Source organism: Alistipes timonensis JC136 (genome assembly GCF_900107675.1).
GTDB classification, from domain to species: Bacteria; Bacteroidota; Bacteroidia; order Bacteroidales; family Rikenellaceae; genus Alistipes; species Alistipes timonensis.
Genome location: NZ_FNRI01000010.1, coordinates 1 through 26249, shown reverse-complemented (window position 1 = coordinate 26249; position 26249 = coordinate 1). Strand labels below are relative to the sequence as shown.

The window sequence follows — 26249 nt, the reverse complement described above, 5'->3', positions numbered from 1 at the left end:
GCCGACAAGTCGGCAAAAACGCCCGGAACGCCTCGCAGGTGCATTCCTGCCGCGTTTTAAGCCCGACAAAGATAGGTAAAAAAATACAGAAAGCTCACACTTGTTACCATTAAATATGCGCACACGACTCTTGTTGCTACTCCTCTTTGCAGCCGCAACCGTTTTTACCAACGTTGCCGCCGCAGGGAATATTGCGCACGGCTTCGAAGTCGTGGTGATCGACGCCGGACACGGGGGTAAATTCCCCGGGGCGCATTACGGGGGAATTTATGAAAAGGACCTGACGCTGAAGGTGGCCCTGAAGCTGGGCAGACTCATCGAGGAGGGGATGCCGGGCGTGAAGGTGGTCTACACCCGCAAGACCGACAAGGCGCTGGGAACGGACCTGGCTTCGGACCTGCAGGCGCGTGCCGACATTGCCAACAAGGCCGGCGGCGACCTCTTCATCTCGATTCACGTCAATGCGGCGCGCGCTACGGCGGCCCGGGGCGTCGAGACGCTCATCATGGGCGAGAGCCCCAAGGAGCAGCGTTACAACGAGAACGCCCTTTACGAGAGCAACCGCGAGGATCTGATCGACATGTCCGACGAGCGGACGGCGGCCATCGTGCGGGCCTATATCCAGAACCTACAGTTCACCTACGGCGAGTACAGTATGGCCATGGCCCGCTGTATCCAGAACAATTACCTGAAGGCCGGGCGCCATTCGCGCGGCATCAAACCGCAGTTGTTGCGTGTGCTTTACGCTACGGACATGCCGGGCGTGCTGACCGAAATCGGGTTCATGTCCAATCCGCAGGAGGCGGCCTACATGAAGTCGGAGAAGGGGCAGAATGAGATCGCCCGTTCGCTCTACCAGGCCGTGCGGGACTATTCGGCCTATGTGGTCGGGACGCGCACGGCCGAGGAGGTGCAGGTGAACGCGCAGGCGAAAACCGCCGCTCCGGAGCCTGAGCCCGCGAAAACTGCCGCTCAAAAGCCGGAGGAGAAGCCTGCCGGGAAGCAGAAAGAGAAACCCGTCACGGAAAAGCCGAAAACGGATACGTCGAAATCCGCTGCTGAAAAACCGGCGCGGAAACCCGCGGCGCAACCCCTGCGTTATACGGTTCAGGTGATGGCTTCGGCGTCGCAGGTGTCCGTCTCCTCGCCGCAGTTCCGCGATTACAGGGGCAAGGTGAAACAGTATACTTCCGAGGGGCGTTTCCCGTACAAATACGGTGTGGGCGAATACGAGACCCGCGACGCGGCCCAGCGCAAGGCGGCCGAGGTCCGCAAGGTATTCCCGGGGGCCTTTGTGGTGAGCTGCCGGGGTACGCAAATTGTAAAATAAAATTTCAGATATGAAAAGAGAAGTTAAAATCGGAATCTTCGCCGTGGTGATGCTCATCGCCGCGTGGGCCGGAATCCGGTTTTTGAAAGGATTCGACATCTTCAGCCGCAATTCGGTGTATTACGCCGCCTATGACCAGATCAACGGCGTGCAGACGGCTTCGCCGATTATGATGAAAGGCGTGAAGATCGGCACGGTGACGGGTATTTCGTTCGATCCCGAGCGCAGCGACAACGTCGTGCTGCAACTGACCGTCAAACGTCAGTACCACATTCCGACCGACTCCGAGGCCAAGATTTTCAGCAACGGACTGATGGGCGCCAAGGCCATCGAGATCACCTACGGATCGGCGCACACGTATCTCGAAAAGGGCGATACGCTGCGTTCGAGCCGTGACCGCGACCTGATGGACGTGGCCGGGTCGGAACTGGATTTCTTCAAACAGAAGATCTCGCAGGTGACGGGCGACCTCTCGCGTACGCTGACGACCCTCAATAACCTGATGGAAACCAATGCGCAGAGCATCACCGGGACGCTGGGACACCTGAACACCATCACGGGCGACATGGCCGGTATCATCGATGCCGAGAAGCACAATCTGAAAACCGCTGTGGATAACCTTACGGCTTTCTCCGTGATGCTCGGCGAGAACGCCCCGCGTGTGGACAGCATCGTGGGCAGCATGAACCGCATCACGGCTGACCTGGCCGGTTCCGGGTTCGTGCAGCAGCTCTCCGATGCGGTCGGCGAGGTCAACGACCTGCTGGGCCGGATCGGCTCGGGCGAAGGAACCGTCGGCAAGCTGCTGAACGACGCGGCGCTTTACGATTCGCTGACCGAGGCGAGCGACAACCTCGCGTCGCTGCTGGCCAACCTCGAACAATACCCGGGCCGTTATGTCCATTTCTCGCTCTTCGGGCGCAGTCCGGAGAAGATGCAGGAGAAGGCCGACCGGAAAGCTGCAAAAGCTGCCGCCAAGGCCGAACGGGACTCGCTCAAACGGCTGTAACGCCGCGGTTTTCCGGGAGGACCGGAATAAGGATTTTTATTTTATGTCATGATTTACCCTGCCACATTCGAGCAGAAAATAGGTTTCGACCGGCTTCGTGAGCAGGTTGCGGCCCGTTGTACCATGCGCGCCGCCCGCGAGCGGCTTGCCGACGAGGGCTTTTCGACCTCGCCGCGCGAGATCGAGCGGCGACTGGCGCTGGCCGACGAGATGCGCCTCGTGCTCGACATGGAGCGCGATTTTCCCGGAGGAGACTATCCCGATATTGATTACGTCGTCGCCAAACTGCGTGTCGAGGGTTCGTTCCTCGACGTGGAGGAGGTCGCGGTTCTGCATAAGGCGCTGTCGGTCGTCGGCGGCATCGTCGCTTTTATCCTCGGCCGCGAAGAGCACTATCCGACGCTGTACGCCCGCACGCGCGGCGTGGCGGCGTTTCCGGAGATCGTGCAGCGCATCGAGGGCATCCTCGACCGCTTCGGCAACGTGAAGGACAACGCCTCGCCCGCCCTTCAGGAGATTCGCCGGGCCATCCGCGAACGCGAGGGACAGGCGGCCAAACGCCTGCAGGCCGTGCTGGCTTCGGCCAAGGGGGCGGGTATCGTCGATGCCGACGCCCAGATCTCGATCCGCGACGGGCGGGCCGTGATTCCGGTCGCCGCGGGTAACAAACGCAAGCTCAACGGATTCATCCACGACGAATCGGCGACGGGAAAGACCTTCTACGTCGAGCCGGTCGAGGTGGTGGAGATCAACAACGAACTGCGTGAGCTGGAATATGCCGAGCGGCGCGAGATCGTGCGCATACTCACCGAGTTCACCGAGTCGATACGTCCCGACGCCGGGCTGATCGCCGATTCGGGCGATTATCTCGCGGAAGTGGACATGCTGCGCGCCAAGGGCCGCTGGGCCTCGGAAAACGGATGTGTGCGGCCGATCCTCTCGACGGACGACCGGCTGGTGCTGAAGAACGCCCGCCATCCGCTGTTGCAGCAGACCCTAAAAGCCGCGGGGCGCGAGATCGTGCCGCTGGACCTGCAACTGGACCGCCGTAAACATATCCTCGTCATTTCGGGCCCCAACGCCGGCGGCAAGTCGGTCTGCCTGAAGACCACGGGCATCGTGCAGTATATGTTCCAGTGCGGATTTCCGGTTCCGGCCTCGGAGGTCTCGGAACTGCCCGTGTTCCGGAGCATCTTCCTCGATATCGGCGACGAGCAGTCGATAGACAACGACCTTTCGACCTATTCGTCTCACCTGCTGAATATGAAAAACATGCTGGCGGGAGCTTCGGACCGGACGCTGGCGCTGATCGACGAGTTCGGGTCGGGTACCGAGCCGATCATCGGCGGGGCCATCGCCGAGGCGATCCTCGAACGCCTGCTGGCGAAGGGGTGTTACGGCGTCATCACGACCCACTACGCCAACATCAAATACTATGCGTCGTCGACCGACGGCATCGCCAACGGCGCGATGATGTTCGACGTGCAGAATATCCGTCCGCTGTTCCGTCTCGAGACGGGCAAGCCGGGCAGTTCGTTCGCCGTGGAGATCGCCCGCAAGATCGGACTTCCGGAGGAGATCATCCGCGCGGCGAGCGAGAAAGCCGGGTCGGACCATATCAACATCGAGAAGCAGTTGCGCGAGATCGCCCGCGACAAGCACTACTGGGAGCAGAAGCGCGACCGCATCCGCCTGACGGACCGCAAGGTCGAGGAACTGGAACAGAACTACGCCGAACAACTGGCGAAAATTCGCGCCGAGCGGCAGGAGATACTGAAGAAGGCCAAGCAGGAGGCGCAGCAGTTGATCGCCGACGCCAACAAACAGATCGAGAACACGATTAAAACCATCCGCGAGGCGCAGGCCGAGAAGGAGCTGACGCGGCTGGCGCGGAGGGAGTTGGACGACTTCCGCGAGGCGGTCGAGCAGGTCGATTCGTCGGATAGGGAGGCCTCGGTGGCCCGCGAGATCGAGCGCATCGAACGCCGCCGGCAGCGGCGTGAAGAGCGCAAGGCCCGGCAGGGTGCGAAAGCCGCGGAGACGGTGGCCCCCGAACCCGAAAAGCCGCGTGAGGTGGTGCCCGGGTCGAAGGTCCGCATGGCCGGGCAGGAGATGGTCGGCGTGGTGCAGTCGGTGAAAGGGAAACGGGTGCAGGTGGCGTTCGGGCAGATATTGACGACGGTGGACAAGAGCCGGCTGACGGTGGTGTCGAACAACGAATACCGCGAGGCGACACGTCCCGTGACGGCCCGGACGGTGGTGTCGGTGGACATTTCGTCGCGCAAACTCAACTTCAAGGACCATATCGACGTGCGCGGCATGCGGGCGTCGGAGGCGCTGGACCTGGTGCAGAACTTCATCGACGACGCGCTGATGGTCGGCGTCGGCACGGTGTCGATCCTCCACGGCAAGGGTACGGGGGCTTTGAAGGAGGAGATCCGCCGTTACCTCCGCACGGTGCCGGAGATCGCTTCGGCGGTTGACGAGCATGCCGACCGCGGCGGGGCGGGAATAACGATCGTTAATTTTTCGTGATAGCGGTGCATTTCCGCACTTCCTTTGCGTCCCGCGAATGGGAAATACGCCTGTATGTCCCATCCGTGTGCCGCGGCACGAAGCCCGAAACTGCATCCGCTCTGACGAAAAATTGAATAGTTGTACAATATGCGTTACAAACTTTCACAAATCGCCGCCGTCGTGGGCGGCAAGTTCTCGGGCACGGACTGCGAGGTGCAGTCGGTGGTGACCGACAGCCGTTCGCTGACGTGCGAACTGGGCTCCGGACCGATGTTCGTCGCCATGTGCGGCGCTAACCACGATTCGCACGACTACATCGCGCAGATGTACGCGCGCGGGGTGAGGGCGTTCCTCACCGAACGCGGCGTCGAACCCCTGCCCGGGTGCGGGTATGTCGTGGTCGGGAACGCCATCGCGGCCCTGCAATGCCTGGCGGCCTACCACCGGGCGCAGTTCAAAGGAACGGTAGTCGGCATCACCGGGTCGAACGGCAAGACCGTCATCAAAGAGTGGATCGCCGAGGAGCTGCCTGCGGGGATGAAGTGCTACCGCTCGCCCAAGAGCTACAATTCGCAACTGGGCGTGCCGCTGTCGGTGCTGATGATCGAGGGCGACGAGCAACTGGCGCTGATCGAGGCGGGCATCTCGAAGCCCGGGGAGATGGAGCGGCTGGAACGCATCATCCGTCCCGACGTGGTGGTCTTCACCTCGATCGGCGACGCGCATCAGGAGAACTTCCTCAATCTGGAACAGAAATGCAACGAAAAGATGCTCCTCGCCCACCGGGCCGGGACCATCGTTTACCATAGTTATTACGAGCCGCTGGGGCGCATGGTCGCTGCGCGGTTCGCCGAGCGGAAACTCTGCGACGCCGCAGCGTGTCCCCAGGTTTCCGAGGCGGTGATCGGCAACGAGGCGTCGCGCCGCAACGCCCAGATCGTCGAGGCGTTCTGCGCGGCGATGGGCTATCCCGCGCCGTCGTTCTCCGAGGCCCCCGAGGTCGCCATGCGTCTGGAAGTCAAAGACGGCATCAACGATTCGGTGCTCATCAACGACGCCTACAACCTCGACCTCAATTCGCTGGCGCTGGCGCTGGACTACCTGCACAACGTGGCGCTGTCGCGGCGCCGGACGCTCGTGCTGTCGGACATCGCGCAGAGCGGGCTGACGGACGACGAACTGTACGGCCGTGTGGCCGGGATGGTCTCGCGGGCGGGCGTCGACACGCTGATCGGCATCGGACCCAAACTGAAACGCTACGCCGCGCTGTTCGACTGCGACCGGGAATTTTTCGCCTCGACCGACGAGTGCATCGCCCGCATCGGCCGCCGGGCCGTGGCGGGACGCGCCGTGCTGCTGAAAGGGGCCCGGGAGTATCGCTTCGAGAAGCTGGCTCACGCCCTGGCGCGCAAGAGCCATACGACGGTGCTGGAGGTCGATCTCGATGCCATGATCCACAACCTCAATTATTTCCGTTCGAAGCTGGACTTTTCGACGAAGCTCGTGGCGATGGTCAAAGCGGGATCGTACGGCGCCGGGGATTTCGAGGTGGCGCAGATGCTCCAGCATCAGGGCGTCGATTACCTCGCCGTGGCATTCGCCGACGAGGGCGTGCTGCTGCGCGAGCGGGGGATCACGATGCCCGTGGTGGTGCTGAATGCCGATGCCGACAGTTTCGACCAGATGATCGCCAACCGTCTCGAACCCGAGATATACAGCTTCCGCTCGCTGGCGGATTTCGCCGATGCGGTGTCGCATGCCGGGGAGATACGCTATCCCATCCACCTGAAGCTCGATACGGGCATGCACCGGCTGGGATTTATGGAGGATGAGATAGAGCGCTTGTGCGAAGAACTGCTGAAACTGCCCGCCGTGAAGGTGGCGTCGGTATTTTCGCACCTGAACTGCGCCGACATGCCCGAAGAGGATGCCTACACGCGGGCGCAGATCGCGCGTTACGACCGCATGAGCGCGGCCATCGCCGCGTCGCTGCCGTATCCCGTGATTCGCCATACGGCCAATTCGGCCGCCATCGAGCGCTTCCCCGAAGCGCAGTTCGACATGTGCCGCCTCGGGCTGGGGCTCTATGGCTTCGGCTGGGAGCACAACGCGGGCCTGCGTCCGGTGTCGACGCTCAAAACCCGTATCGTGCAGGTCAAACACCTCGAAGCGGGCGACGCCGTGGGGTACGGACGCGCCGGGAAGCTCCTGCGGCCGACCGTGACGGCTACGGTGCCGATCGGTTATGCCGACGGGTTGGACCGCCACTTGGGGTGCGGACGCTGGTCGATGCGCGTGAACGGGCAGCCTGCGCCGATCGTCGGACGGGTCTGTATGGACAGTTGCATGATCGACGTCACGGACATTCCGGGCGTCGGGGAGGGCGACGAGGCGGTGGTATTCTCGGCGGAGCCGGGCAACGACCTCGAAACGATGGCCCGCGTGCTGGAGACCATCCCTTATGAGATTATGACTTCGGTGTCGGGACGTGTGAAACGAATTTACCTCAAAGAGTAATGGCTTACGGAACCCTCTACCTGATACCCTGTCCGATCTCCGATGAGACGGCGCCGTGGGACGTGCTGCCCGCGGCCAACCGGGCCGTGATGAATGCACTGGACTATTTCATCGTCGAGAATACGCGTTCGGCGCGGCGTTTTCTCTCGAAAGCCGGTGTCGAACGCCCCATAGGAGAGCTGGAATTCCGCGAGCTGAACGAGCATACCGCCGCCGGACGCGAGGTCGAAGAGCTGGTGAAACCCTTGCTGGAAGGCCGTTCCGCAGGGGTGATCTCCGAGGCGGGCGTGCCGGGTGTGGCCGATCCGGGGGCGTTGGTCGTCGAGGCGTGCCATCGCCGCGGCATCCGCGTGGTGCCGCTCGTGGGACCGTCGTCGATCATCCTTGCGGTGATGGCTTCGGGGCTCAACGGCCAATCGTTCGCCTTCAACGGCTACCTGCCCGTGAAGCCGCCCGAACGGGCGAAAGCCATCCGCTTTTTCGAACGGCGGGCCCTGACCGAAGGGCAGTCGCAGTTGTTCATCGAGGCGCCCTACCGCAACGGGAAGCTGATGGAGCAGTTGGTGCAGACGCTCGGGGCGGAGACCCGCCTGACGGTGGCTGTGGACCTGACGGCTCCCGGCGAGCTGGTCGAAACCCATACGGCGGGGGAGTGGCGGCGGCGCCGGCTGCCCGAGATGAACAAGCGGCCGGCTATTTTTATTATCGGATAAGCGCAGTTTTGCCGTGAAACGGCTTTTGGGCGGTAGGTCGCAGACCGGTTCGATGCCCGACCGCAGGTATTGTCTTTGAAGCCCGGCCCTTAGCCGGGTTGGTATGCAATTTGTTCGAATATGTGGTGGAAAACTAAAAAAACACAAGATATGAAAAAAGAAGAGATTTATAATGAGGCTGTTAGCGGCGACGAGGGCTTCGTTCCGGGCGAGGGTTACCCCTCGTGCGACGGCGAGCCCTGTGCCAATGTGTCAGACGCGGCAGACGATGCGACTGACACAATGACAGACGGCGATCCGGCAGCCGAGGACGATGCCGCCAAGGCGCTCGAGGAGGCCGTGGCCCATTGGCAGGACAAATTCGTGCGTCTGCAGGCCGAGTTCGACAATTATCGCAAGCGGACGCTCAAAGAGAAGATGGAGCTGGTGCAGACCGGGGGCCGCGACGTGCTGCTGGCCATGCTGCCCGTGCGCGACGATGTGCAGCGCGCCGTGGACGCCATGCAGAAGAGCGACGACCTGGAGGCTCTGCGGGCTGGCGTGACGCTCATTTCACAGAAGTTCACCGAGGCGCTGCGGCAGAAAGGCGTGACCGAAATCGAGGTGCTGGACCGGGAATTCGACGCCGATCTTTCGGAGGCTGTGGCCAAGTTCGCCGCCGGCGACGAGAAGAAGGGCAAGGTCATCGACGTGGTTCAGACGGGTTACAAGCTGGGCGACAAGGTGCTGCGCTTCGCAAAAGTTGTTGTAGGAGAGTAAGACCATGGCAGAAAAGAGGGATTACTACGAAGTGCTGGGCGTCCAGAAGAACGCTAACGCTGACGAAATAAAGAAGGCATACCGCAAAGCGGCCATCCAGTACCACCCCGACAAAAACCCCGGGGACAAGGAGGCCGAGGAGAAGTTTAAGGAGGCCGCAGAGGCTTACGACGTGCTGTCGAATCCCGACAAGCGTGCCCGTTACGACCAGTTCGGCCATGCCGGAATGAGTGGCGCGGCAGGCGGCGGAGCCGGGGGCTTCGGCGGATTCAGCGGCGGAGGGTTCTCGATGGAGGACATCTTCTCGCAGTTCGGCGACATTTTCGGCGGTCATTTCGGCGGCGGGTTCCGTTCGTCGGGCGGCGGCGGTGCGCACCACGTGAACCGCGGTTCGGATATCCGTGTGCGGGTCAAACTGACGCTGGCGGAGATCGCCAACGGCGTCACCAAGAAGCTCAAAATCAACAAAACCATCGCCTGTGACAAGTGCGGCGGCACGGGAGCCAAGGATGCTAATTCCTATTCGACCTGCCCGACCTGCAACGGTGCGGGGTATGTTACGCGGGTGGAAAACACCTTCTTCGGCCGCATGCAGACGCAGGGGGTGTGCCCCACGTGCGGCGGCTCGGGCAAGGTGATTACGGCGCAGTGCGACAAATGCAAAGGCGAAGGCACGCTGCGCGGCCAGGAGGTCGTGGAGATTAAGATTCCTGCCGGCGTGGGCGAGGGGATGGTCCTCACGGTCACGGGCAAGGGCAATGCGGCGCGTCAGGGCGGCGTGAACGGCGACCTGCTGGTGATGATCGAGGAGGAGTCGGACGCAGAACTGGTGCGCGACGGCAACGACCTGATCCACAACCTCAATATCACCGTGACGACGGCCCTGCTGGGCGGCACGGTGGAGGTGCCGACCGTGGACGGGCGCGCCAAAATCAAAATCGCTCCGGGAACGCATGCCGGCAAGGTGCTGCGCCTGGGCGGCAAAGGTTTGCCCGACGTGAACGGCTACGGCCGCGGCGACGAGCTGGTGGTGGTGGACATCACCATCCCCGCGAAACTCTCGGCCGAGGAGAAGAAACTCGTCGAGCAGTTGGCGGCGCAGCCCGGTTTCCAGAAGGCCGAGTCGGTCAAGAACCAGAACATTTTCGAACGGATGAAGAGTTTCTTCCGGTAAAGACCCGGCTAAGAGACGGTTTTAGGGGGCGTTGGCCGGGTATGGGGCGCCGGATATGCTTCCGTTTGCCGAAGGCCGTTTCTTAAACGGCCCTCACCTGTTGCACGCAGTTGTCGCATCGCGGCCGAAATGCTGTAAAAAAGAGTGCCATGCAATAAAATGGTGAAGATATTCGTATCTTTACAAAAAAATAGGACGACCATGTTAGGCTTTACCCCGTTTAAGAAGCACGCGAACAAGTTCAACTATATCCCGCGTTATTACGACCCCGAGAAAGAGGCGCGTGAACAGCGCCGTGCTGAACTCCACGGCGAGCGGGCCGAGGATGCCGGACGCGAATACAAGCCCGGGCAGTACATCCGCACCCAGCGCGAAGCCCGTGCGGCGCGGCGTGCCGGCGAGGACAAGACGGGGCAGGGCCGGATTTTGAAGATGGCGGCGGCGGCCGTGCTGGTGCTGCTGTTCATCTATCTTCTGTACCCGAAGCTGGCCGACGTGTTCCTGCGTGCGCGGACCCCGGCCGCACCGGTCCGGACCGAGCAGGCCGCGGAGGAGTTCAACCCCTATGCACCCATTACGGTCGTCCCCAACGATTACCAGGAGGAGTAAATGGCAGACAAGATCAGATTACTACCCGAGGTCGTCGCCAACCAGATCGCCGCGGGCGAGGTCGTCAACCGACCCGCCTCGGTGGTGAAGGAGATGATGGAAAACGCCATCGACGCAGGTGCGACCTCCGTGAAAGTCAATTTCCGCGACGGCGGCAAGGATTTGATCCAGATTGTGGACGACGGCTGCGGCATGTCGCCCATCGACGCACGCATGGCTTTCGACCGCCATGCCACGAGCAAGATCGGGGCTGTGGAGGACATCTACGCCCTGCATACGTTCGGATTCCGCGGCGAGGCCCTGGCTTCGATCGCCGCCGTGGCGCAGGTTGAACTGCGCACGCGGCAGGCGGGCGACGAGGTGGGCACGCAGACCGAGATCAACGGCGGGCAGTTCGCGGCGCAGAATCCCGTAATGTGCCCCGTGGGGTCGCAGTTCTTCGTGCGCAACCTCTTTTACAACGTCCCGGCGCGCCGCCGTTTCCTGGACAAGAGCACTACGTCGGCTTCGCAGATCAAGGCCGAGTTCCAGCGCATCGCGCTCTGCAACCCGCAGATCGCTTTCGAACTCTATGCCAACGACGCCCCGGTTTACACGTTGCAGGCTTCGTCGCTGGCTGGCCGCATCGTGGACGTGGTGGGGCGCCATATCAAACAAAACCTGCTGGAAGTCGAGGCCGACACCTCGATCGCCCGCATCGAGGGCTATATCGGCCGTCCGGCGGCCGCCAAGAAACGCAATACGGAGCAATATCTGTTCGTCAACGGACGCTTTTTCAAAAGCAGCTACCTGACGAGCGCCATCCTGAAGGCCTACGAAAAGCTGATTCCCGAGAACAGCCAGCCGTCGTATTTCCTCTTCCTCGAGATCGATCCCGGACGTATCGACGTGAACGTCCATCCGCAGAAGACCGAGGTGAAGTTCGCCGACGAGGAGGCCGTGTGGCAGATCATCAATGCCGCCGTGCGCGAGACGCTGGCCAAGACGGGCGCCGTGCCGCTGATGGATTTCGACCGCGAGGGCATGGTGGAGATTCCCGTGCTGCAGAAAGGCGCCGTGTACAGCGAGCCGCAGGCGATGTCCAACAGCAACTACAATCCGTTCAGCGAGGAGTATATCGACCCTTCGGCGCCCGATCCCAACGAGGATTTCACGGGCTTCGACGTGCCGTACAGCGACGGCGGGGTCGTGTCGGACAACTCTGCCGCGGGATTCCGCACGGGCGGAGGCCGGAGCGTCGTACCCGCATTCCCGCAGGGAGGGGCGTTCGGCCTGCCTGCGGCGGACGGCGGGGAGTTCGAGGAGTTCGAGTCGGGCGGCGGTTTCGAGATCGCTTCGGGCGGGGGCTTCGACGACAGCGCATTGGATTTCATCCCTTCCGCCGCCGCTCCCGAGCAGCAGCGCTTCGACATGGCGCAGCGTCCGGAGTTCACCGATCCGCTGCCGTTGCCGGGCGGGTATGTCGCCGCCCTGCTGAACGGTCGCTTCGTGGTGGTGGACGTGCGCCGCGCCCGCGAACGGATTCTTTACGAGGATTATCTGCGCATGCTGGGCAACGGTTCGTCGGTGAGCCAGCAGTTGTTGTTTCCCGAGCGGCTGGTGCTCTCGGGCGACGAATACGCCCTGCTGGAGGAGAACGCCGTGGAATTCGCCTCGCTGGGCTTCGACATCGATTTCTGCGGCGAAGGGGCCGTAGAGGTGAAAGGTACGCCCGCCGACATGCCCGCCGACGCGGTGGACAAACTGTTGTTCGAGTTGTTGCAGGCCTTTGCGACCCCCGTGTCGCTGGCCGACGTCCGGCGGGAGAAGATCGCCGGCGTGATGGCCCGCTCGGGCGCCAAGGGCACAGGGCGTCCGCTGACGCGCGAAGAGGCCGCGGCGCTGCTGGGGCAGCTGGCCGATACGGGCAGTTTCAGTTTCTCGCCCTCGGGCAAGGCGATCACCGCGGAGATCACCCCCGAAGATTTGCGCGCCAAGCTGGGATAATCCCGCGGAAAGAGTTACATTTGCAAAAATTAAAAACGTCATGAACCGTTATTTTCAGACCCCTCCGGTCGTTAAGAACCTGATAATAATCAATGTGCTGGTCTATATGGCCACGGCGCTGCTGCCCGTGGGCAATCAGATCATGGAGTACTGCGCCCTGTCGCTCGGGACGCCGTTTTTCCATACCTACCAGTTCATTACCTACATGTTCCTGCACGCCAATTTCGAGCATATCTTCTTCAACATGTTCGCGCTGTGGATGTTCGGGCGGACGCTCGAATACGAACTGGGGTCACAGCGATTCCTGACCTTTTACATGGTCTGCGGCATCGGCGCGGCGCTGATCCAGTACCTCACGGCGCTGGCCTTCGGGGAGCTGCCGCTGCTGCTGGTCGGTGCGTCGGGCGCCGTGATGGGCCTGCTGCTGGCGTTCGGCGTGATGCACCCCAATGCGGTCATCATGCTGCTGATACCGCCTATCCCGATGAAAGCCAAATGGTTCGTCATCATCTACGCCGTCATCGAGCTCTTCCTCGGATGGAGGGGTGTGGGCAATGTGGCCCATTTCGCCCACGTGGGCGGTATGTTGTGGGGCTTCCTGCTGCTGCATTGGTGGAAACGCCGCGGAACGATCCGTTTCTAAACGATGGCTTCGGATTATTACAACGATTACGGAGGACGCCCGGCGAAACGCCGCCGTAGCCTGTTCATGGGACTGCTGGACCTGATTCTGACGATCGCTACCGTTGCGGCGGCCGTCACGACCGTCCTTACCTATTGCGTCCCTTACGTCGATCCCGCCCGGGTCTGGTTCTTCCCCGTGCTGGGGCTCGCCGCGCCCGGCATCTATGTCGCGTCGGTGGTGCTGATGCTCTACTGGGTCATCCGTTGGCGCAAGGTGCGGGCCCTGGTGATGCTGGCGGTCGTCGTGGCGGGGCTTTTCAAAGTCTCGCTTTTCTGGAGGCCCGAAATCCGCCGCAGTTATGACGGGGAGGCTGTTTACGACCGCGGGGCGTTCCGGGTGATGACCTACAACGTCCGCAGTTTCTACGGCGAGAACGGCGGCAGCAGCGTCGACGACATCCTGCAGCTGATCGCCGGCCAGGACCCCGACATCATCTGTTTGCAGGAGTTCAACGCCCGCCTCGCGGAGCGCTCCGAGGAGTTCGCGCTGCTCGACGAGAAATACGAGAGCGCCCATTTCGGACGCACGCAGGCCCCCGATTCGGTCTACGGTGCGACGATGGCCATTCTGAGCAAATACCGCATCCTGCGGACCGGTACGGTGCTGACGCCCTCGTCGTCGGTCTGGGCCGACGTGATGATCGGCGACGATACGGTGCGGGTGTTCAACAATCACCTCCGTTCGACGGCCATCAACGCTTCGGACAACGAGTTCATCACCAGCCACCGCTTCCTCTCGGATACGGCGCGCGAGACCAAGATCCGCAGCATCGTCACGCGCCTGCGCGAGAACAGCGTGCTGCGGGCCCGGCAGGTGGACAGCATCGCCAAGGTCGTAGGGGCGACGCGCACGCGGAAGATCGTCTGCGGCGACTTCAACGACACGCCGATGTCGTATGTCTACCGCACGATGGCCCGGGGACTGCGCGATGCTTTCAGCGAGTGCGGCTCGGGCTATTCGCATACGTTCCGGGGATTTTACAACACGCTGCGCATCGATTATGTGCTGAGTTCCGCGGGGCTCGAGACCCTCTCTTACGAGGTGCTGCCGGTCGAATATTCGGACCACCATCCCGTCGTCGTTCGGCTCCGGAAGAGTTCGTAGGCGGATGGGTTCAGATAAAAGCGGTCCGGGCTGTTGAAGCCCGGACCGCTTGGTTTATTCCTCGATCTTCCGGCGGGGATGGACCATGTTTTCGGGCCGGAGGACCTTATGCAGCTCCTCCTCGCTCATCAGCTTGTGTTCCAACACCAGGTCGTAGATGCCCTTGCCGGTTTCGAGCGCCTCCTTGGCCAGCATGGTCGAGGTCTCGTAACCCAGGTAAGGATTGAGGGCCGTCACCAGTCCGATACTGTTGTAGACCATCCGGCGGCATACCTCCTCGTTGGCCGTGATGCCGACGATGCACTTTTCGCGCAGGGTGTTCATCGCGTTGACCAGCATCTCGATGCTTTCGAAGAGGCAGTGGACGATGATCGGTTCCATGACGTTCAGCTCCAGTTGGCCCGCCTCGGAAGCGATGGTCACCGTGAGGTCGTTGCCGATGACGCGGAATGCGACCTGATTGACGACTTCGGGGATCACGGGGTTGACCTTGCCCGGCATGATCGACGATCCCGGCTGGCGTGGCGGGAGGTTGATCTCGTTCAGTCCGCAGCGGGGGCCCGACGACAGGAGACGCAGGTCGTTGCAGATTTTCGAGAGTTTGACCGCAAGGCGTTTCAGCGCCGAGGAGTTCATGATGAAGGCTCCCGTGTCGTTCGTGGCCTCGATCATGTTCGACGCTTTGACCAGCGGCAGTCCCGTGATCCCGCGCAGGCACCGCGTGCAGACCTCGGCATAGTCGGGATCGGCATTGATGCCCGTTCCGATGGCCGTGGCGCCCATGTTGATCTCGTAGAAGAGCTTCAGGTTGACTTCCAGCCGTTCGGTCTCCTCGGCGAGGTTGGCGGCGTAGGCTTCGAACTCCTGCCCGAGGGTCATCGGCACGGCGTCCTGCAATTGCGTGCGGCCCATTTTGATAACGTGGGCGAACTCCCCGCCCTTGGCGTGGAACGCCGCGATCAGCTCGCGCAGCGCGCCGACCAGCTTTTCGATGCTCCGTACCAGCGCGATCTTCACGGCCGTGGGGTAGGCGTCGTTGGTCGACTGCGAGAGATTGACATGGTTGTTGGGGTGGCAATATTGATACTCGCCTTTCTCATGCCCGAGGAGCTCCAGCGCCCGGTTGGCGATCACTTCGTTGGCGTTCATGTTGGTCGAGGTCCCGGCGCCGCCCTGCACCATGTCGACCACGAACTGCTCCCGGAGTTTCCCGGCGCGCAGCTCCTCGCAGGCCCGGACGATGGCGTCGGCGATCGCGGGGTCGAGCAGTCCCAGCTCGAGGTTGGCCATGGCGGCGCCTTGTTTGACGTCGGCCAGGGCGCGGATCAGCTCCGGGAAGAAGCAGAGCCGCACACGGCTGATGTGGAAGTTCTCCACCGCGCGCATGGTCTGCACGCCGAAATAATACTCCGCCGGGATTTCCATCTCACCCAGCAGATCGTGCTCACGACGGGTCTTGCCCGAGAGTTTGATGTCTGTAAAGTTCATGGTCGGAATGTTTTTTATAAAGGTACGAAAATGCGATCCGGTTACTACACCAAATATAGTGCTTTTTCAGTCACTTTGTTATAATAAAAAATTCTTGCTAACTTTGTGTCCGGCCGCGGGGCGGGACAACCCCGGCGGCCACGGAACGCAGAACCGGAAAAATAAATAAAGATCATGATTTTAGACTCTCTGAAAAACAGCGCGTTGTATGAAAACGTCAACCCGCGCATGAAAAAAGCCTTTGCGCTGATCGCTTCGACGGACTGGACGAAGATGGAGCCGGGCATCCACGAACTCGACGGCAAGGACATCTATGTCAACGTGATGGAGCGCGAGCTCAAACAGAAATCCGACGCCAAGCTCGAAGTGCACAACGAATACATCGACATCCAGGTGCTCGTCACCGGCAAGGAGGAGGCTTTCGGCTGGAGCGAGCGCAAGGACCTTCGGATGCCGCAGGGCGGGTTCGACGCCGAGAAGGACATTCAGTTCTTCGATGACGTGCCGCAGACCTATTATACGCTGCGTCCGGGTCAGTTCACGGTGCTTTTCCCCGAGGACGGCCATGCTCCGATGGTGGGCGAGGGAACGGTGCGCAAGATCATCGTCAAAGTGCGCAAATAAGCGCCGCAGGCGATACCGCTACGGGCCGGAGCATAGTCTCCGGCCTTTTTTTGTCCGGCGGCGAGGAGTGCTTCGGGCCTTGGCGTCCGGGCGGAAACGAAAGCGTCCGGTCTCCGGGCGGGAATGGATAATAAGATTCCTGCCGCGGACTTGTTTGTTTCTCGGATTTGTACTACATTTGAACGACAAATTTTCTCCGTATCATGAAAACGCCGGTATTCATATTGCTGTTCCTGCTGCTTTCTTCGCTCTCGTCGGCGAAGGATGCGGGGGCGGAAGACCGTATGCCGGCCGATGTCGGACGGATATCGGAGTGCTATTCCGTTTCGTCCCTGTATGCCGGTTATTTCGCCACGGAGACCGTTCAGCCGTCCATTCCCTCGCCTATGCGCGCACTGCGCAAGCAGTTGGAGAACCATCGCCGGGTGACCGTCGACGTCCGGGATTCCTATTTCGGACGCCATTTCTCCCGGGTGCAGGACTGCTGCACGCAATATGTTGTTTCCCTGCTGTTGCAGGGTGAGCGGACGGCCCTGCCGTCCCATTGCGCCGATTACCTCCGGTTCGGCGTGCTGGTCATTTAGCCCCTCATCCCTTTATTCGAGTTGCATGGTGTGTCCGCAGGGCGCGCCCTGCCTGCGAGTTCCGTGTGCGAACCGCTCCCGAAGGCCGTGCGGCCCGGGGCGTGATGTCGCGCTCACAACAAATCTTTAAAAAATAAAGCGATGAACCTGATGTATATAATTCAGGAGACTGCGCTGATGATGGGCTTCACGTTTATCGTGGGGATCGCATTCGCGTATGTGCTCAAAGGAATGACTTTTTTCTTCTCCCGCTTCAGTGGTGAGGGGCTTTCGGTATGGATGGGGAGAGGCCGGGTATGGGCCCGCGCCTATCGTATGAACCTGACGCATACCTACCGCAACATCTGGTCGTTGGCCTGCACGGACGACGGCTCTCCGGAGGGTGCGGCGCAGGACGGACTGGCCGAGTATCATTTCGGGAATCTCCGGGACGGGGAGAAACTGGATACGGAGATGAGCCGTTTATACGAACTGCACCATGGAAAAATTTGATCTGGGCAGTATTTTCCAGGGTATTTCGACCCTGTTGCAGTCCGACCCCGCGATCATGTATTCGCGCATCGGGCTGATCCTGCTGGGCATCCTGCTGGTTTACCTGGGGCGCAAAGGGGTTTTGGAACCGTTGGTGATGATCCCGATGGGGCTGGGCATGGCGGCCGTGAACGCCGGAGTGCTGATCTTTCCCGGAGGTGCCCACGGCAACCTGTTTCTCGATCCGATGGTGACCGACACCGACCAGTTGATGAACATTCTCCAGATCGACTTTCTCCAGCCGGTCTACACCTTCACTTTCAGCAACGGCCTGATCGCCTGCCTGATCTTCATGGGCATCGGGACGATGCTCGACATCAATTTCCTGCTGGCCAAACCCCTGCAAAGCATGTTCCTCGCCTTGTGCGCCGAGCTGGGAACCTTCGCCGTGCTGCCGATCGCCTATTCGATGGGCCTGAGCCCCAGCGACAGCGCCTCGATTGCCATGGTGGGCGGCGCAGACGGACCGATGGTGCTCTTCACCTCGCTCAATCTCTCGAAGGAAATCTTCGTGCCGATCACCGTCGTGGCCTATCTCTACCTGGGCCTGACCTACGGCGGATATCCCTATCTGGTGCGGGCGATGGTGCCCAAACGCCTGCGGGCGATCAAAATGAAACCGGCCCGGAAACCGGCTAAGCAGTACAGCCCCGCAACCAAAATTGCGTTCGCCGTGGTGATGTGCGTGATCCTCTGCCTGCTCTTTCCGGTGGCCGCCCCGCTGTTCTTTTCGCTCTTTATCGGTGTGGTTATTAAGGAATCCGGGCTCAAACACGTCAACGATTTCATCAGCGGGCCGATGCTTTACGGCTCGACGTTCTTCCTGGGCATCCTGCTGGGCGTACTGTGCGATGCCCACACGCTGCTCGATCCCACGGTGCTCAAACTGCTCGTGCTGGGAATCCTCGCCCTGCTGATTTCGGGCATCGGCGGCATATTGGGCGGCTATGCCATGTATTTCATCAAACGGGGCAACTTCAATCCCGTGATCGGCATCGCCGCCGTGAGCTGCGTGCCGACGACGGCCAAGGTTGCCCAGAAGATCGTGTCGCACGACAATCCCTCATCGCTAGTGCTGCCCGACGCCCTGGGGGCCAACGTCACGGGTGTCATTACGTCGGCCATCATCGCTGCGATCTACGTGACGGTGATTCCGATGCTGTAAAACCGAATCCGAATGAAAACGGCCCGCTTTTCGCGGGCCGTTTGCGTTTGTTATTTGCCGATTCCGAAGTAGCGGAATCCGGCGGCTATGACTTCCGGTTTGTCGAAGATATTGCGGCCGTCGACGATCGCGTCGCCGCGCATCGCCGTGTACAACTGGGCCCAGTCGGGCATGCGGAACTCTTTCCATTCGGTGATGAGTGCCACGGCGTCGGCTCCCTCCGCGGCCTCGTACATCGTCCGGGCATAGCGGATCGGCCGGCCGGCCATCCGCCGCTGCGATTCGGGCATGGCGACCGGGTCGTAGACACAGACTTCGGCGCCGGCATTCAGCAGGTGGTCGATCACCACCGTTGCCGGGGCTTCGCGCATGTCGTCCGTCTCGGGTTTGAAGGCCAGTCCCCAGATCGTGACGAGTTTGCCCCGCAGGTCGCCCAGGGCGGCCTGCAGTTTCTCGAAGACCACGCTTTTTTGCTGTTCGTTGACCCGCTCGACAGCTTCGATGATCTGCATCGTGTAGCCGTTCTCGCGGCCCGTGTGGGCCAGCGCTTTCACATCCTTCGGGAAACACGAGCCGCCGTAGCCGCAGCCGGGGTAGAGGAACTTGTTGCCGATGCGGGCGTCGGAACCGATGCCCTTGCGGACCATCTCCACGTCGGCGCCCACGCGGTCGCAGAGGTTGGCGATGTCGTTCATGAACGAGATGCGCGTAGCCAGCATGGCGTTGGCGGCGTATTTGGTCATCTCGGCCGAGGGAATGTCCATGAATAGCACCCGGAAGTTGTTGATCAGGAACGGCCGGTAGAGCTTGGTCATCAGCTTGCGGGCCCGCTCGCTCTCGACGCCCACGACCACGCGGTCGGGCGACATGAAGTCTTTGATCGCGGCTCCCTCTTTGAGAAATTCGGGATTCGAGGCCACGTCGAACGGCACCTTGCTGCCCCGTTTTGCAAGTTCTTCTTCGATCACGGCCTTCACCTTCCGGGCCGTGCCTACGGGCACCGTGCTTTTGGTCACCAGCACGGTGTATTTTTTGATGTGGCGGCCGAACGTGCGGGCCACTTCCAACACGTATTTCAGGTCGGCCGAGCCGTCCTCGTCGGGCGGGGTGCCGACGGCCGAGAAGACCACTTCGACATGGTCGAGGCATTCGGTGAGGTCGGTGGTGAAGTGCAGGCGTCCCGCGCGGACGTTGCGTCGCACGAGGGCTTCCAATCCCGGTTCATAAATGGGTATGGCGCCGGCGTTCAGCGCGTCGATCTTCTCCCTGTCTATGTCTACGCAGGTGATGTCGAGCCCCATTTCGGCGAAGCAGGCCCCCGATACCAGGCCGACATAGCCCGTACCCACGATTGCAATTTTCATCATAGTCTGTTGCGGTTTCTTGAATTCGTAACCGTAAAGATAACGGTTTTTTCCGAAATTCCTTGTCCCTGAGAAGAAAAGGGGCGGCCCGCTGGACCGCCCCTTTTCGCGTTATTCGCTTCGCCGGCGTTCGGCGATGCGGCCCGCCAGCGTCCGGCAGAGGCCGCACGCGTCGGACGAAAAACCCTGTTTCATCTCCACGGGATCGCACAAGGGTTCCCACTTCATCTTCTGGGCGAACTCTCCCAGCAGGCGCACCGAGGCTCCGGCCCAGCAGAACGATCCGAACCAGCCGAATTTGCGCTGCGGGATGCAGCGGGCGGCGAGACGGTCGAGCAGCTCGGCCACGGGCGGGAAGAGGTTGCCGTTGTAGGTCGGGCCGCCGACGATCAGCGTGTCGAAACGGAAAACGTCGCGCAGCACCACCGACGGATCGGCGTATGAAAGGTTGTAGACCCGGACGGGGCCGACCCCTTCGGCAGCCAGTTCGCGGGCGACGCGCTCGGCCATCTGCTCCGTATTGCCGTACATCGAAGCGTAGGCCACGACCACGCCCGGCTCACCCTCGTAGCGGCTCAGTTTGTCGTAAATATCCATCACCCGGGGAATCTCCCGCTGCCACACGGGGCCGTGCGTCGGGCAGATCGTCTCGACGGGGAGCGTGCGGACTTTTTGCAGGGCCTTCTGCACCGGACCGCCGTATTTGCCCACGATGCAGGCGTAGTAGCGGCGCATCTCGTCCCAGTAGCGGTCAGCTTCGACCTGCGAGTCGGTGATGCCGCCGTCGAGGGCCCCGAACGTGCCGAAGGCGTCGCCCGAAAAGAGCGTCTTGTCGCCGGCGCACCACGTGACCATCGTTTCGGGCCAGTGCACCATCGGGATCATGTGGAACGAGAGTACCTTGCGGCTGCCCAGGTCGAGCGTGTCGCCCTCTTTGACCTCGACCGTGCCTCCGGCGATGCCGTAGAATCCGTCGATCATCTGGAGCGTCTTGGCGTTGCCGACGATCTCGAGGTCGGGGTAGAGACGGCGCAGCGCCGTGATCGACGACGAGTGGTCGGGTTCCATGTGGTTGACGACCAGGTAGTCGATCTTCCGCTCGCCGATCGCCTCGCGGATGTTGGCTTCGAGGCGGCTGCCGAAGGCCTCTTCGACGGTGTCGATCAGCGCGATCTTTTCGCCCACGACCAGATAGGCGTTGTACGACACGCCGATCGGAAGCGACCAGAGGGCTTCGAAGCGCGTGGTGGTGCGGTCGTTGACCCCGACGTAGTGGATGCCGGGAAGTATTTCGGTAATAGCCATACTTGTTTTTTATTTGTTTGGTCGCAAAATTACGAAAAAATTCGCCATCTGCGAAATATCTTCCCGGTATCCAAAAAAGAGGCCGTTCCTTTCGAGGAACGGCCTTTGCACGGTGGGATGTCGGCGTTATTTCTGGAACCACATCTTGGTCCAGACTCCGTCTACCTGCGGGGCGTTGCCGTTGACGAGCGTTTCGCGCTCGGCATAGGGCCAGCGGTTGATGACTCCCGGGTACATCGACGCAAGGCGGCTCGGAACGCTCAGCACGGGGTAGCCCGTGCGGCGCTGCTCGGACCACGCTTCGAGCGGGCGGATCATCATGTCGATGCGCTGCTGGTTGGCGATGGCTTCGAGCGCTTCGTCGTCGGACATGTCGGCCAGCGATTTGAGGCCCGTGACGAATGTTTCGGCGTCAGCCTCGGCAACACCCGCGTTGATGCACGACGCTTTGATGGCTGCGCGGTAATGGGTGTTGGCCGTAGCCTTGTTCTTCGATACGCCCAGTCCGCGGACATAGACCTCGGCGATGTACTGTTCCAGTTCGGCATAGGAGAAGAGCACGTCGGGGGTGTCGGGCTGGCAGTAGAAATCGAGGTTCAGCAGCGAGATTTTCAGGTTGCCGTCTTCGTCGAGCCAGTTTCCCGAACCGTCGAAATAATCCGCGCCGGCCGGAATGCCCGCATAGAGGTTCTCGTCGGTCTCGGCCGGGTCGAAATAGAAGGGGATACGCGGGTCGTCGACCGCCAGCATCGGGTCGATGACCGTCGGGTTGGCGGCATTCCAGATCGGGGTCAGGTTCGGATATACTTCGTAAAGGGCGTAGTTGGGGTTATAGTTGCCCGCCGTGTCGAAGTAGGGGAATGCAAACGTGTCGGCATTCGAAGCGAGCATCTTGTCCTCGGTGACGAGCGCGGCGATCTGCGCGCCCACGTCCTCGTGGTTGGCCAGGTAGAGCAGCAGACGCAGTTTGAGCGATTTGCCCAGTTTGAGCCACTTCTCCATGTCGCCCTTGTAGTAGATGTCGTAGGAGGTGATGCTCGACTCCTTCGAGGTGTCGATCAGGCCGAGCGCCTCGTCCACGAGGTCCACCAGCGCATAGAGGATGTCCTTCTGGGGGTCGAACTTCGGGGTTTTGATCTCCTCGATGCGCCATGCCTCGCTGTAGGGAATGTCGCCGAAGATCATCGTCGAACCCCATACCGAAATGGCGAAGAGAATCTTGCACTGCGCCTCGGCGTTGGTATCTCCTGCCTCCTTGGCGAAGTCGATGGCTTTCATCAGGTTGTTGCCGACGCTGGCGTAGGTGCTGACCCATGTGTTGCCTGTCGAATAGGTCGAGATGGTGTAGAAGTCGTCGCCGCCGTACCAGTAGTCGCCGTCGGAGATGACCTGTGCCGGCCAGGCGATCGACATGTACTGGTCGCCGCCCATGCGCGTACCGCTGTAATTCACGGCCGCATAGTTGAACAGGTAGCCCGGCTCGACTTTCGTCGAGGCCAGCTCGTTCGTATTGATGTCCAGCCAGTCGCCGCAGGACGGCAGCAGAAGCAGGCCGGATGCCGCGAAGGCGAGGAGTATCTTGGTGCGTATTTTTTTCATAGTCAATCCGTCTTAGAAGGTTAATTTAATGTTGAAACCCAGACTGCGGGTCGAAGGAATGGCTGCATACTCGACGCCCGAACCTACCGACGAAGGACCGAAGATGCTGGCTTCGGGGTCGATGTGCGGAACGTTCGATTTGATGAGCCACAGGTTGCGGGCCTCGATGCCCAGCGACAACTGGCCGATCGAGGTGTTGCGGAACCACTTCTTCGGGAGCGAGTAGTTGAGTACGATCTCACGCAGTTTGATGAACGTTGCGTCGAAAACGTTGGCTTCGGTGATCTTCGACGAATAGTTAGTCGTCCAGTATTGGTAGGGCGTAACCTCCACGTCGTTGCCCCGGTAGGTGCCGTCGCCGTTGGCGATCACACCCTTGTCCACGAATTTGTCGCGTCCCCGGCTGGCGGTCTCCTCGGCCACGCCCGTGACGCGCAGGTCGGACACCGTACCCGAGTACATCACGCCGCCCACGCGGAAGTCGAGCAGGAAGCTCAGCGAAAGACCCTTGTACGAAAGCGTGTTGCCGATACCCATCGTCCAGTCGGGAGCGACCTTGCCGAGGTTCTTCGTGTCGGTGCTCATGACGCGCATGCCCGTTTCGGGGTTGATGATGAATTCGCCGTCGTCGTTACGCAGCCAGTAGGTGCCGTACATGCTGAATGCTTCGCCCTTCTTGGCTTTGATCTGGCAGGAGTTGTAACCCGAAGCCAGGTTGTAGGAGTCGATCGAGGGATGGAGCTCGTCGACGCGCTGGCGGTTGGTGGCGAAGTTCACATCCAGGTCCCAGCGGAAATTCTTCGTGCGGACGGGGGTGACGCCGACCAGCAGCTCGAGGCCCTGGTTCGAGATCACGCCGGCATTCTTGCGCTCGTAGAAATAACCTGTCGAGTTGGCGATGTCGAGGCGCACGATGTTCTTCGTGGTCTTCTGGTAGTAATACGTAGCGTCGATGCGTACGCGGCCGTCGAACATGCGCAGATCCATACCGACCTCGTAGGACGACTGGTTCTGCGGCTCGAGGTTGGGATCGGGGAAGGTCGAGGCGGCCTCATAGGCCAGCAGACCGCCGTGGGGAATCTTGTTGGAGCCCACGAACTGCAGGAAGTAGGAGTCCGACGGGTAGTAGAGGAAGTCGAGCTGATAGGGGGCCGTGTCGCTGCCGACATTGGCGTAGCTCAGGCGCAGCTTACCGAAGTTGAGGATGTTGTTCTTCGGGATCAGCTCCGTGAAGATGAAGCCGAGGCTCACCGAAGGATAGAAGTACGAACGGTGCGACTTGGGCATGGTCGACGACCAGTCGTTACGCCCCGTGACGCTCAGGAAGAGCATGTCGCGCCAGCTCAGGTCGGCTTCTCCGTAGAGACCTATCAGGCGACGCTTGCTCTTGTCGTTGGTCGTCGATACCGATTCGGCGTTCGAGTAGGAGTAGATGCCTTCGATCAGCAGTTTGCTGGCGTTGACGGTCAGGTAGCGGGTCTCGGCCTGGTTGATGTTGTGGCCGCCCATGATTTTGAAATTCCAGTCGTTGTTGCGTCCGAACAGCGTCTCGTAGGTGACGATCAGGTCGTTGTTGATCGAACGGTAGTTAATGTCGTAGGTGTTGAAACCTCCCGTCGAGCCTACCGTACCCTTGGCCGTGATCTGGCGGCGGTCTTCACGGAAGAAGTCCGTACCGAGGTTGTTGGTGATCGTCAGTCCTTTGACCGGGGTGTAGGTCACGATCGCCGAGCCGTAAACGCGGTCTACGGTGTTCGAGAAGAGGTTCTCCTTCATGTTCCAGTAGAAGTTGCCCACCTTGCCCTTGCTGTCCATCGTGCCCTGGGTGCCGTCTTCGTTCTTCCAGTTGTTCTTCAGCCAGTTGATGTCGACCGTACGGGGTATGGTGTTGATCTGGCGCACGAGTACGTTCACGTCGTTCGAGCCCTGGGCCGGACGGCCTTCGGAGCTGGTGCGCGCATAGGTCATCGACACGCGGGCCGAGATCTTGTCGTTGAACTTGCGGCCGCCGTTGAACGATACGTTGTATTTGTCATAATCGTTGCTCTCGATGATACCGTCCTGATTGTGGGCCGTGAAGCCGAGGCGGAAGTCGTTCTTCTCGTCACCGCCCGACACCGAGATGCTGTTGATATAGGTGTGGCCGGTCTTGTAGAAATCTTTGACGTTATTTTTGTAAGCCTTCAACTGGACATCCTGGCCCAGGAAGTTCTTTTCGGTCTGGCCCTCGATCTTGGGACCCCAGCCGTTCATGTTGTCCACGTCGTAGGCGCCCGTGGTGCCCGAGCCTTGTGCGTAGGTGTTCTGGAAGTCGGGCAGGCGCAGCACGTTGTCGAAGCGGATCGACGAGTTGATCGACACCGATGTCTTTTGCAGGCGCGAACCTTTTTTTGTGGTGATGATGATGGCGCCGTCCTTGGCACGGGCACCGTAGAGAGCCGTTGCGGCGGCGCCTTTCAGGACGTTGAGCGACTCGATGTCGTCGCCCGAGATGTCGCCCATGCGGTTGCCCACGTCGACCGAGCCGTTCAGGCCCACGGGGTCGTAGCTCTGGTTGCTGACGGGCATGCCGTCGATGACGAAGAGCGGCGAACCGGCCGAGCCGAGTGACGACTGGCCGCGGATGATGATACGCGAGCCGCCGCCTGCGGTACCCGAAGCTGCGGAGATATTCACACCGGCGACTTTACCGGCCAGTGCGTTGAGCACGTTGCCTTCGCGGGCCTTGTCGATTTCGTCCGATTTGACGGTGGACACCGAGTAGCCGAGCGACTTTTCGGAACGGGTGATACCCATGGCCGTCACCACGACCTCGTCCACGCCGATCGCATCCTCTTTCATCTGGACGTTGACGACGTTTTTACCGTTGACGGGAATAGTCTGGTTCTCCATTCCGATGAACGAGAAAACCAGTTTTGCGTCGTTGCGAGCCGATATGCTGTATGCACCGGCCGCGTTTGTTGTCGTGCCGACGGAGGTACCCTCGACAACCACAGTCACGCCGGCGATCGGTTTACCATCGGAACCTGTAACCGTGCCGGAAATTTGCTTACTTTGGGCCTGAGAAAGTAAAATTCCCCCCCCCAGCAATGCAATTAACGTCAGTAGAATTTTTCTTACCATAAGCGTTAATTAATTAGTTTTTTAAAATAAAAAGTTCAGAACAAAGGTAAGAAATAGCTAACT

Annotated in this window: 20 protein-coding genes; 15 read left to right on the top strand and 5 right to left on the bottom strand. The window is 60.8% G+C overall.

From position 1 onward, the window contains the following. Positions 1–115 precede the first annotated feature (115 nt). From BLU78_RS12340 to BLU78_RS12290, 11 genes are all read left to right on the top strand, one after another. Positions 116–1330 carry an N-acetylmuramoyl-L-alanine amidase gene (locus BLU78_RS12340; RefSeq protein ID WP_026020850.1) on the top strand — a complete coding sequence of 405 codons (1215 nt, stop codon included), beginning with the start codon at positions 116–118 and terminating at the stop codon, positions 1328–1330. 10 nt (positions 1331–1340) lie between these two features. Continuing rightward, positions 1341–2339 carry an MlaD family protein gene (locus BLU78_RS12335; RefSeq protein WP_010265987.1) on the top strand — a complete coding sequence of 333 codons (999 nt, stop codon included), beginning with the start codon at positions 1341–1343 and terminating at the stop codon, positions 2337–2339. Positions 2340–2387: 48 nt separating this feature from the next. Beyond that, a complete protein-coding gene (locus BLU78_RS12330; protein WP_010265986.1) occupies positions 2388–4874 on the top strand; it encodes an endonuclease MutS2 in 2487 nt (828 codons plus the stop codon). Between the two features lie 129 nt (positions 4875–5003). Next, positions 5004–7373 (top strand): alanine racemase, encoded by a 2370-nt coding sequence (gene alr, locus BLU78_RS12325; protein WP_026020849.1) that lies wholly within the window; start codon positions 5004–5006, stop codon positions 7371–7373. Next, complete coding sequence (locus tag BLU78_RS12320; protein WP_010265983.1) at positions 7373–8086, top strand: SAM-dependent methyltransferase; 714 nt, start codon at positions 7373–7375, stop codon at positions 8084–8086. Before alr ends, BLU78_RS12320 begins: the two co-directional genes overlap by 1 nt. Before the next feature lie 150 nt (positions 8087–8236). Next, a complete protein-coding gene (locus tag BLU78_RS12315; protein ID WP_010265981.1) occupies positions 8237–8845 on the top strand; it encodes a nucleotide exchange factor GrpE in 609 nt (202 codons plus the stop codon). 4 nt (positions 8846–8849) lie between these two features. Further along, a complete protein-coding gene (gene dnaJ, locus BLU78_RS12310; RefSeq protein WP_010265979.1) occupies positions 8850–10019 on the top strand; it encodes a molecular chaperone DnaJ in 1170 nt (389 codons plus the stop codon). Positions 10020–10220: 201 nt separating this feature from the next. Then, positions 10221–10628 (top strand): hypothetical protein, encoded by a 408-nt coding sequence (locus BLU78_RS12305; RefSeq protein WP_010265978.1) that lies wholly within the window; start codon positions 10221–10223, stop codon positions 10626–10628. Further along, on the top strand, positions 10629–12614 hold the full coding sequence (gene mutL, locus BLU78_RS12300; protein WP_010265975.1) for a DNA mismatch repair endonuclease MutL: 1986 nt from the start codon (positions 10629–10631) through the stop codon (positions 12612–12614). It abuts the gene before it with no gap. 40 nt (positions 12615–12654) lie between these two features. Beyond that, positions 12655–13257, top strand: a complete 603-nt coding sequence (locus tag BLU78_RS12295; RefSeq protein ID WP_010265972.1) for a rhomboid family intramembrane serine protease — start codon at positions 12655–12657, stop codon at positions 13255–13257. Positions 13258–13260: 3 nt separating this feature from the next. Next, entirely contained in the window at positions 13261–14403 is a 1143-nt protein-coding gene (locus BLU78_RS12290; protein ID WP_010265969.1) for an endonuclease/exonuclease/phosphatase family protein, read from the top strand. A 54-nt stretch (positions 14404–14457) separates the two neighbouring features. Here BLU78_RS12290 and aspA read toward each other — a convergent pair whose 3' ends face one another. Then, positions 14458–15891, bottom strand: coding sequence for an aspartate ammonia-lyase (aspA, locus tag BLU78_RS12285; protein ID WP_010265966.1), 1434 nt, complete (start codon positions 15889–15891; stop codon positions 14458–14460). A 174-nt stretch (positions 15892–16065) separates the two neighbouring features. On the opposite strand from aspA, the gene BLU78_RS12280 reads away from it, so the two are divergent. The 4 genes from BLU78_RS12280 to BLU78_RS12265 all read left to right on the top strand — a co-directional run bounded on the left by BLU78_RS12280 (position 16066) and on the right by BLU78_RS12265 (position 18795). Then, positions 16066–16515, top strand: coding sequence for a NanQ anomerase/TabA/YiaL family protein (locus BLU78_RS12280; RefSeq protein WP_026020848.1), 450 nt, complete (start codon positions 16066–16068; stop codon positions 16513–16515). Between the two features lie 203 nt (positions 16516–16718). Continuing rightward, positions 16719–17099 (top strand): hypothetical protein, encoded by a 381-nt coding sequence (locus tag BLU78_RS12275; RefSeq protein WP_010265960.1) that lies wholly within the window; start codon positions 16719–16721, stop codon positions 17097–17099. 141 nt (positions 17100–17240) lie between these two features. After that, positions 17241–17591 carry a hypothetical protein gene (locus BLU78_RS12270; RefSeq protein ID WP_010265957.1) on the top strand — a complete coding sequence of 117 codons (351 nt, stop codon included), beginning with the start codon at positions 17241–17243 and terminating at the stop codon, positions 17589–17591. Further along, positions 17578–18795, top strand: a complete 1218-nt coding sequence (locus tag BLU78_RS12265) for a sodium ion-translocating decarboxylase subunit beta (RefSeq protein WP_010265955.1) — start codon at positions 17578–17580, stop codon at positions 18793–18795. Before BLU78_RS12270 ends, BLU78_RS12265 begins: the two co-directional genes overlap by 14 nt. Positions 18796–18845: 50 nt before the next feature. Here BLU78_RS12265 and BLU78_RS12260 read toward each other — a convergent pair whose 3' ends face one another. From BLU78_RS12260 to BLU78_RS12245, 4 genes are all read right to left on the bottom strand, one after another. Next, complete coding sequence (locus tag BLU78_RS12260) at positions 18846–20159, bottom strand: UDP-glucose dehydrogenase family protein (protein ID WP_010265954.1); 1314 nt, start codon at positions 20157–20159, stop codon at positions 18846–18848. Between the two features lie 111 nt (positions 20160–20270). Continuing rightward, positions 20271–21464 carry an FprA family A-type flavoprotein gene (locus BLU78_RS12255; RefSeq protein WP_010265952.1) on the bottom strand — a complete coding sequence of 398 codons (1194 nt, stop codon included), beginning with the start codon at positions 21462–21464 and terminating at the stop codon, positions 20271–20273. A gap of 126 nt (positions 21465–21590) precedes the next feature. Further along, positions 21591–23063, bottom strand: coding sequence for a SusD/RagB family nutrient-binding outer membrane lipoprotein (locus BLU78_RS12250; protein ID WP_010265951.1), 1473 nt, complete (start codon positions 23061–23063; stop codon positions 21591–21593). Between the two features lie 12 nt (positions 23064–23075). Then, a complete protein-coding gene (locus BLU78_RS12245; protein WP_026020847.1) occupies positions 23076–26186 on the bottom strand; it encodes a SusC/RagA family TonB-linked outer membrane protein in 3111 nt (1036 codons plus the stop codon). Positions 26187–26249 lie beyond the last annotated feature (63 nt).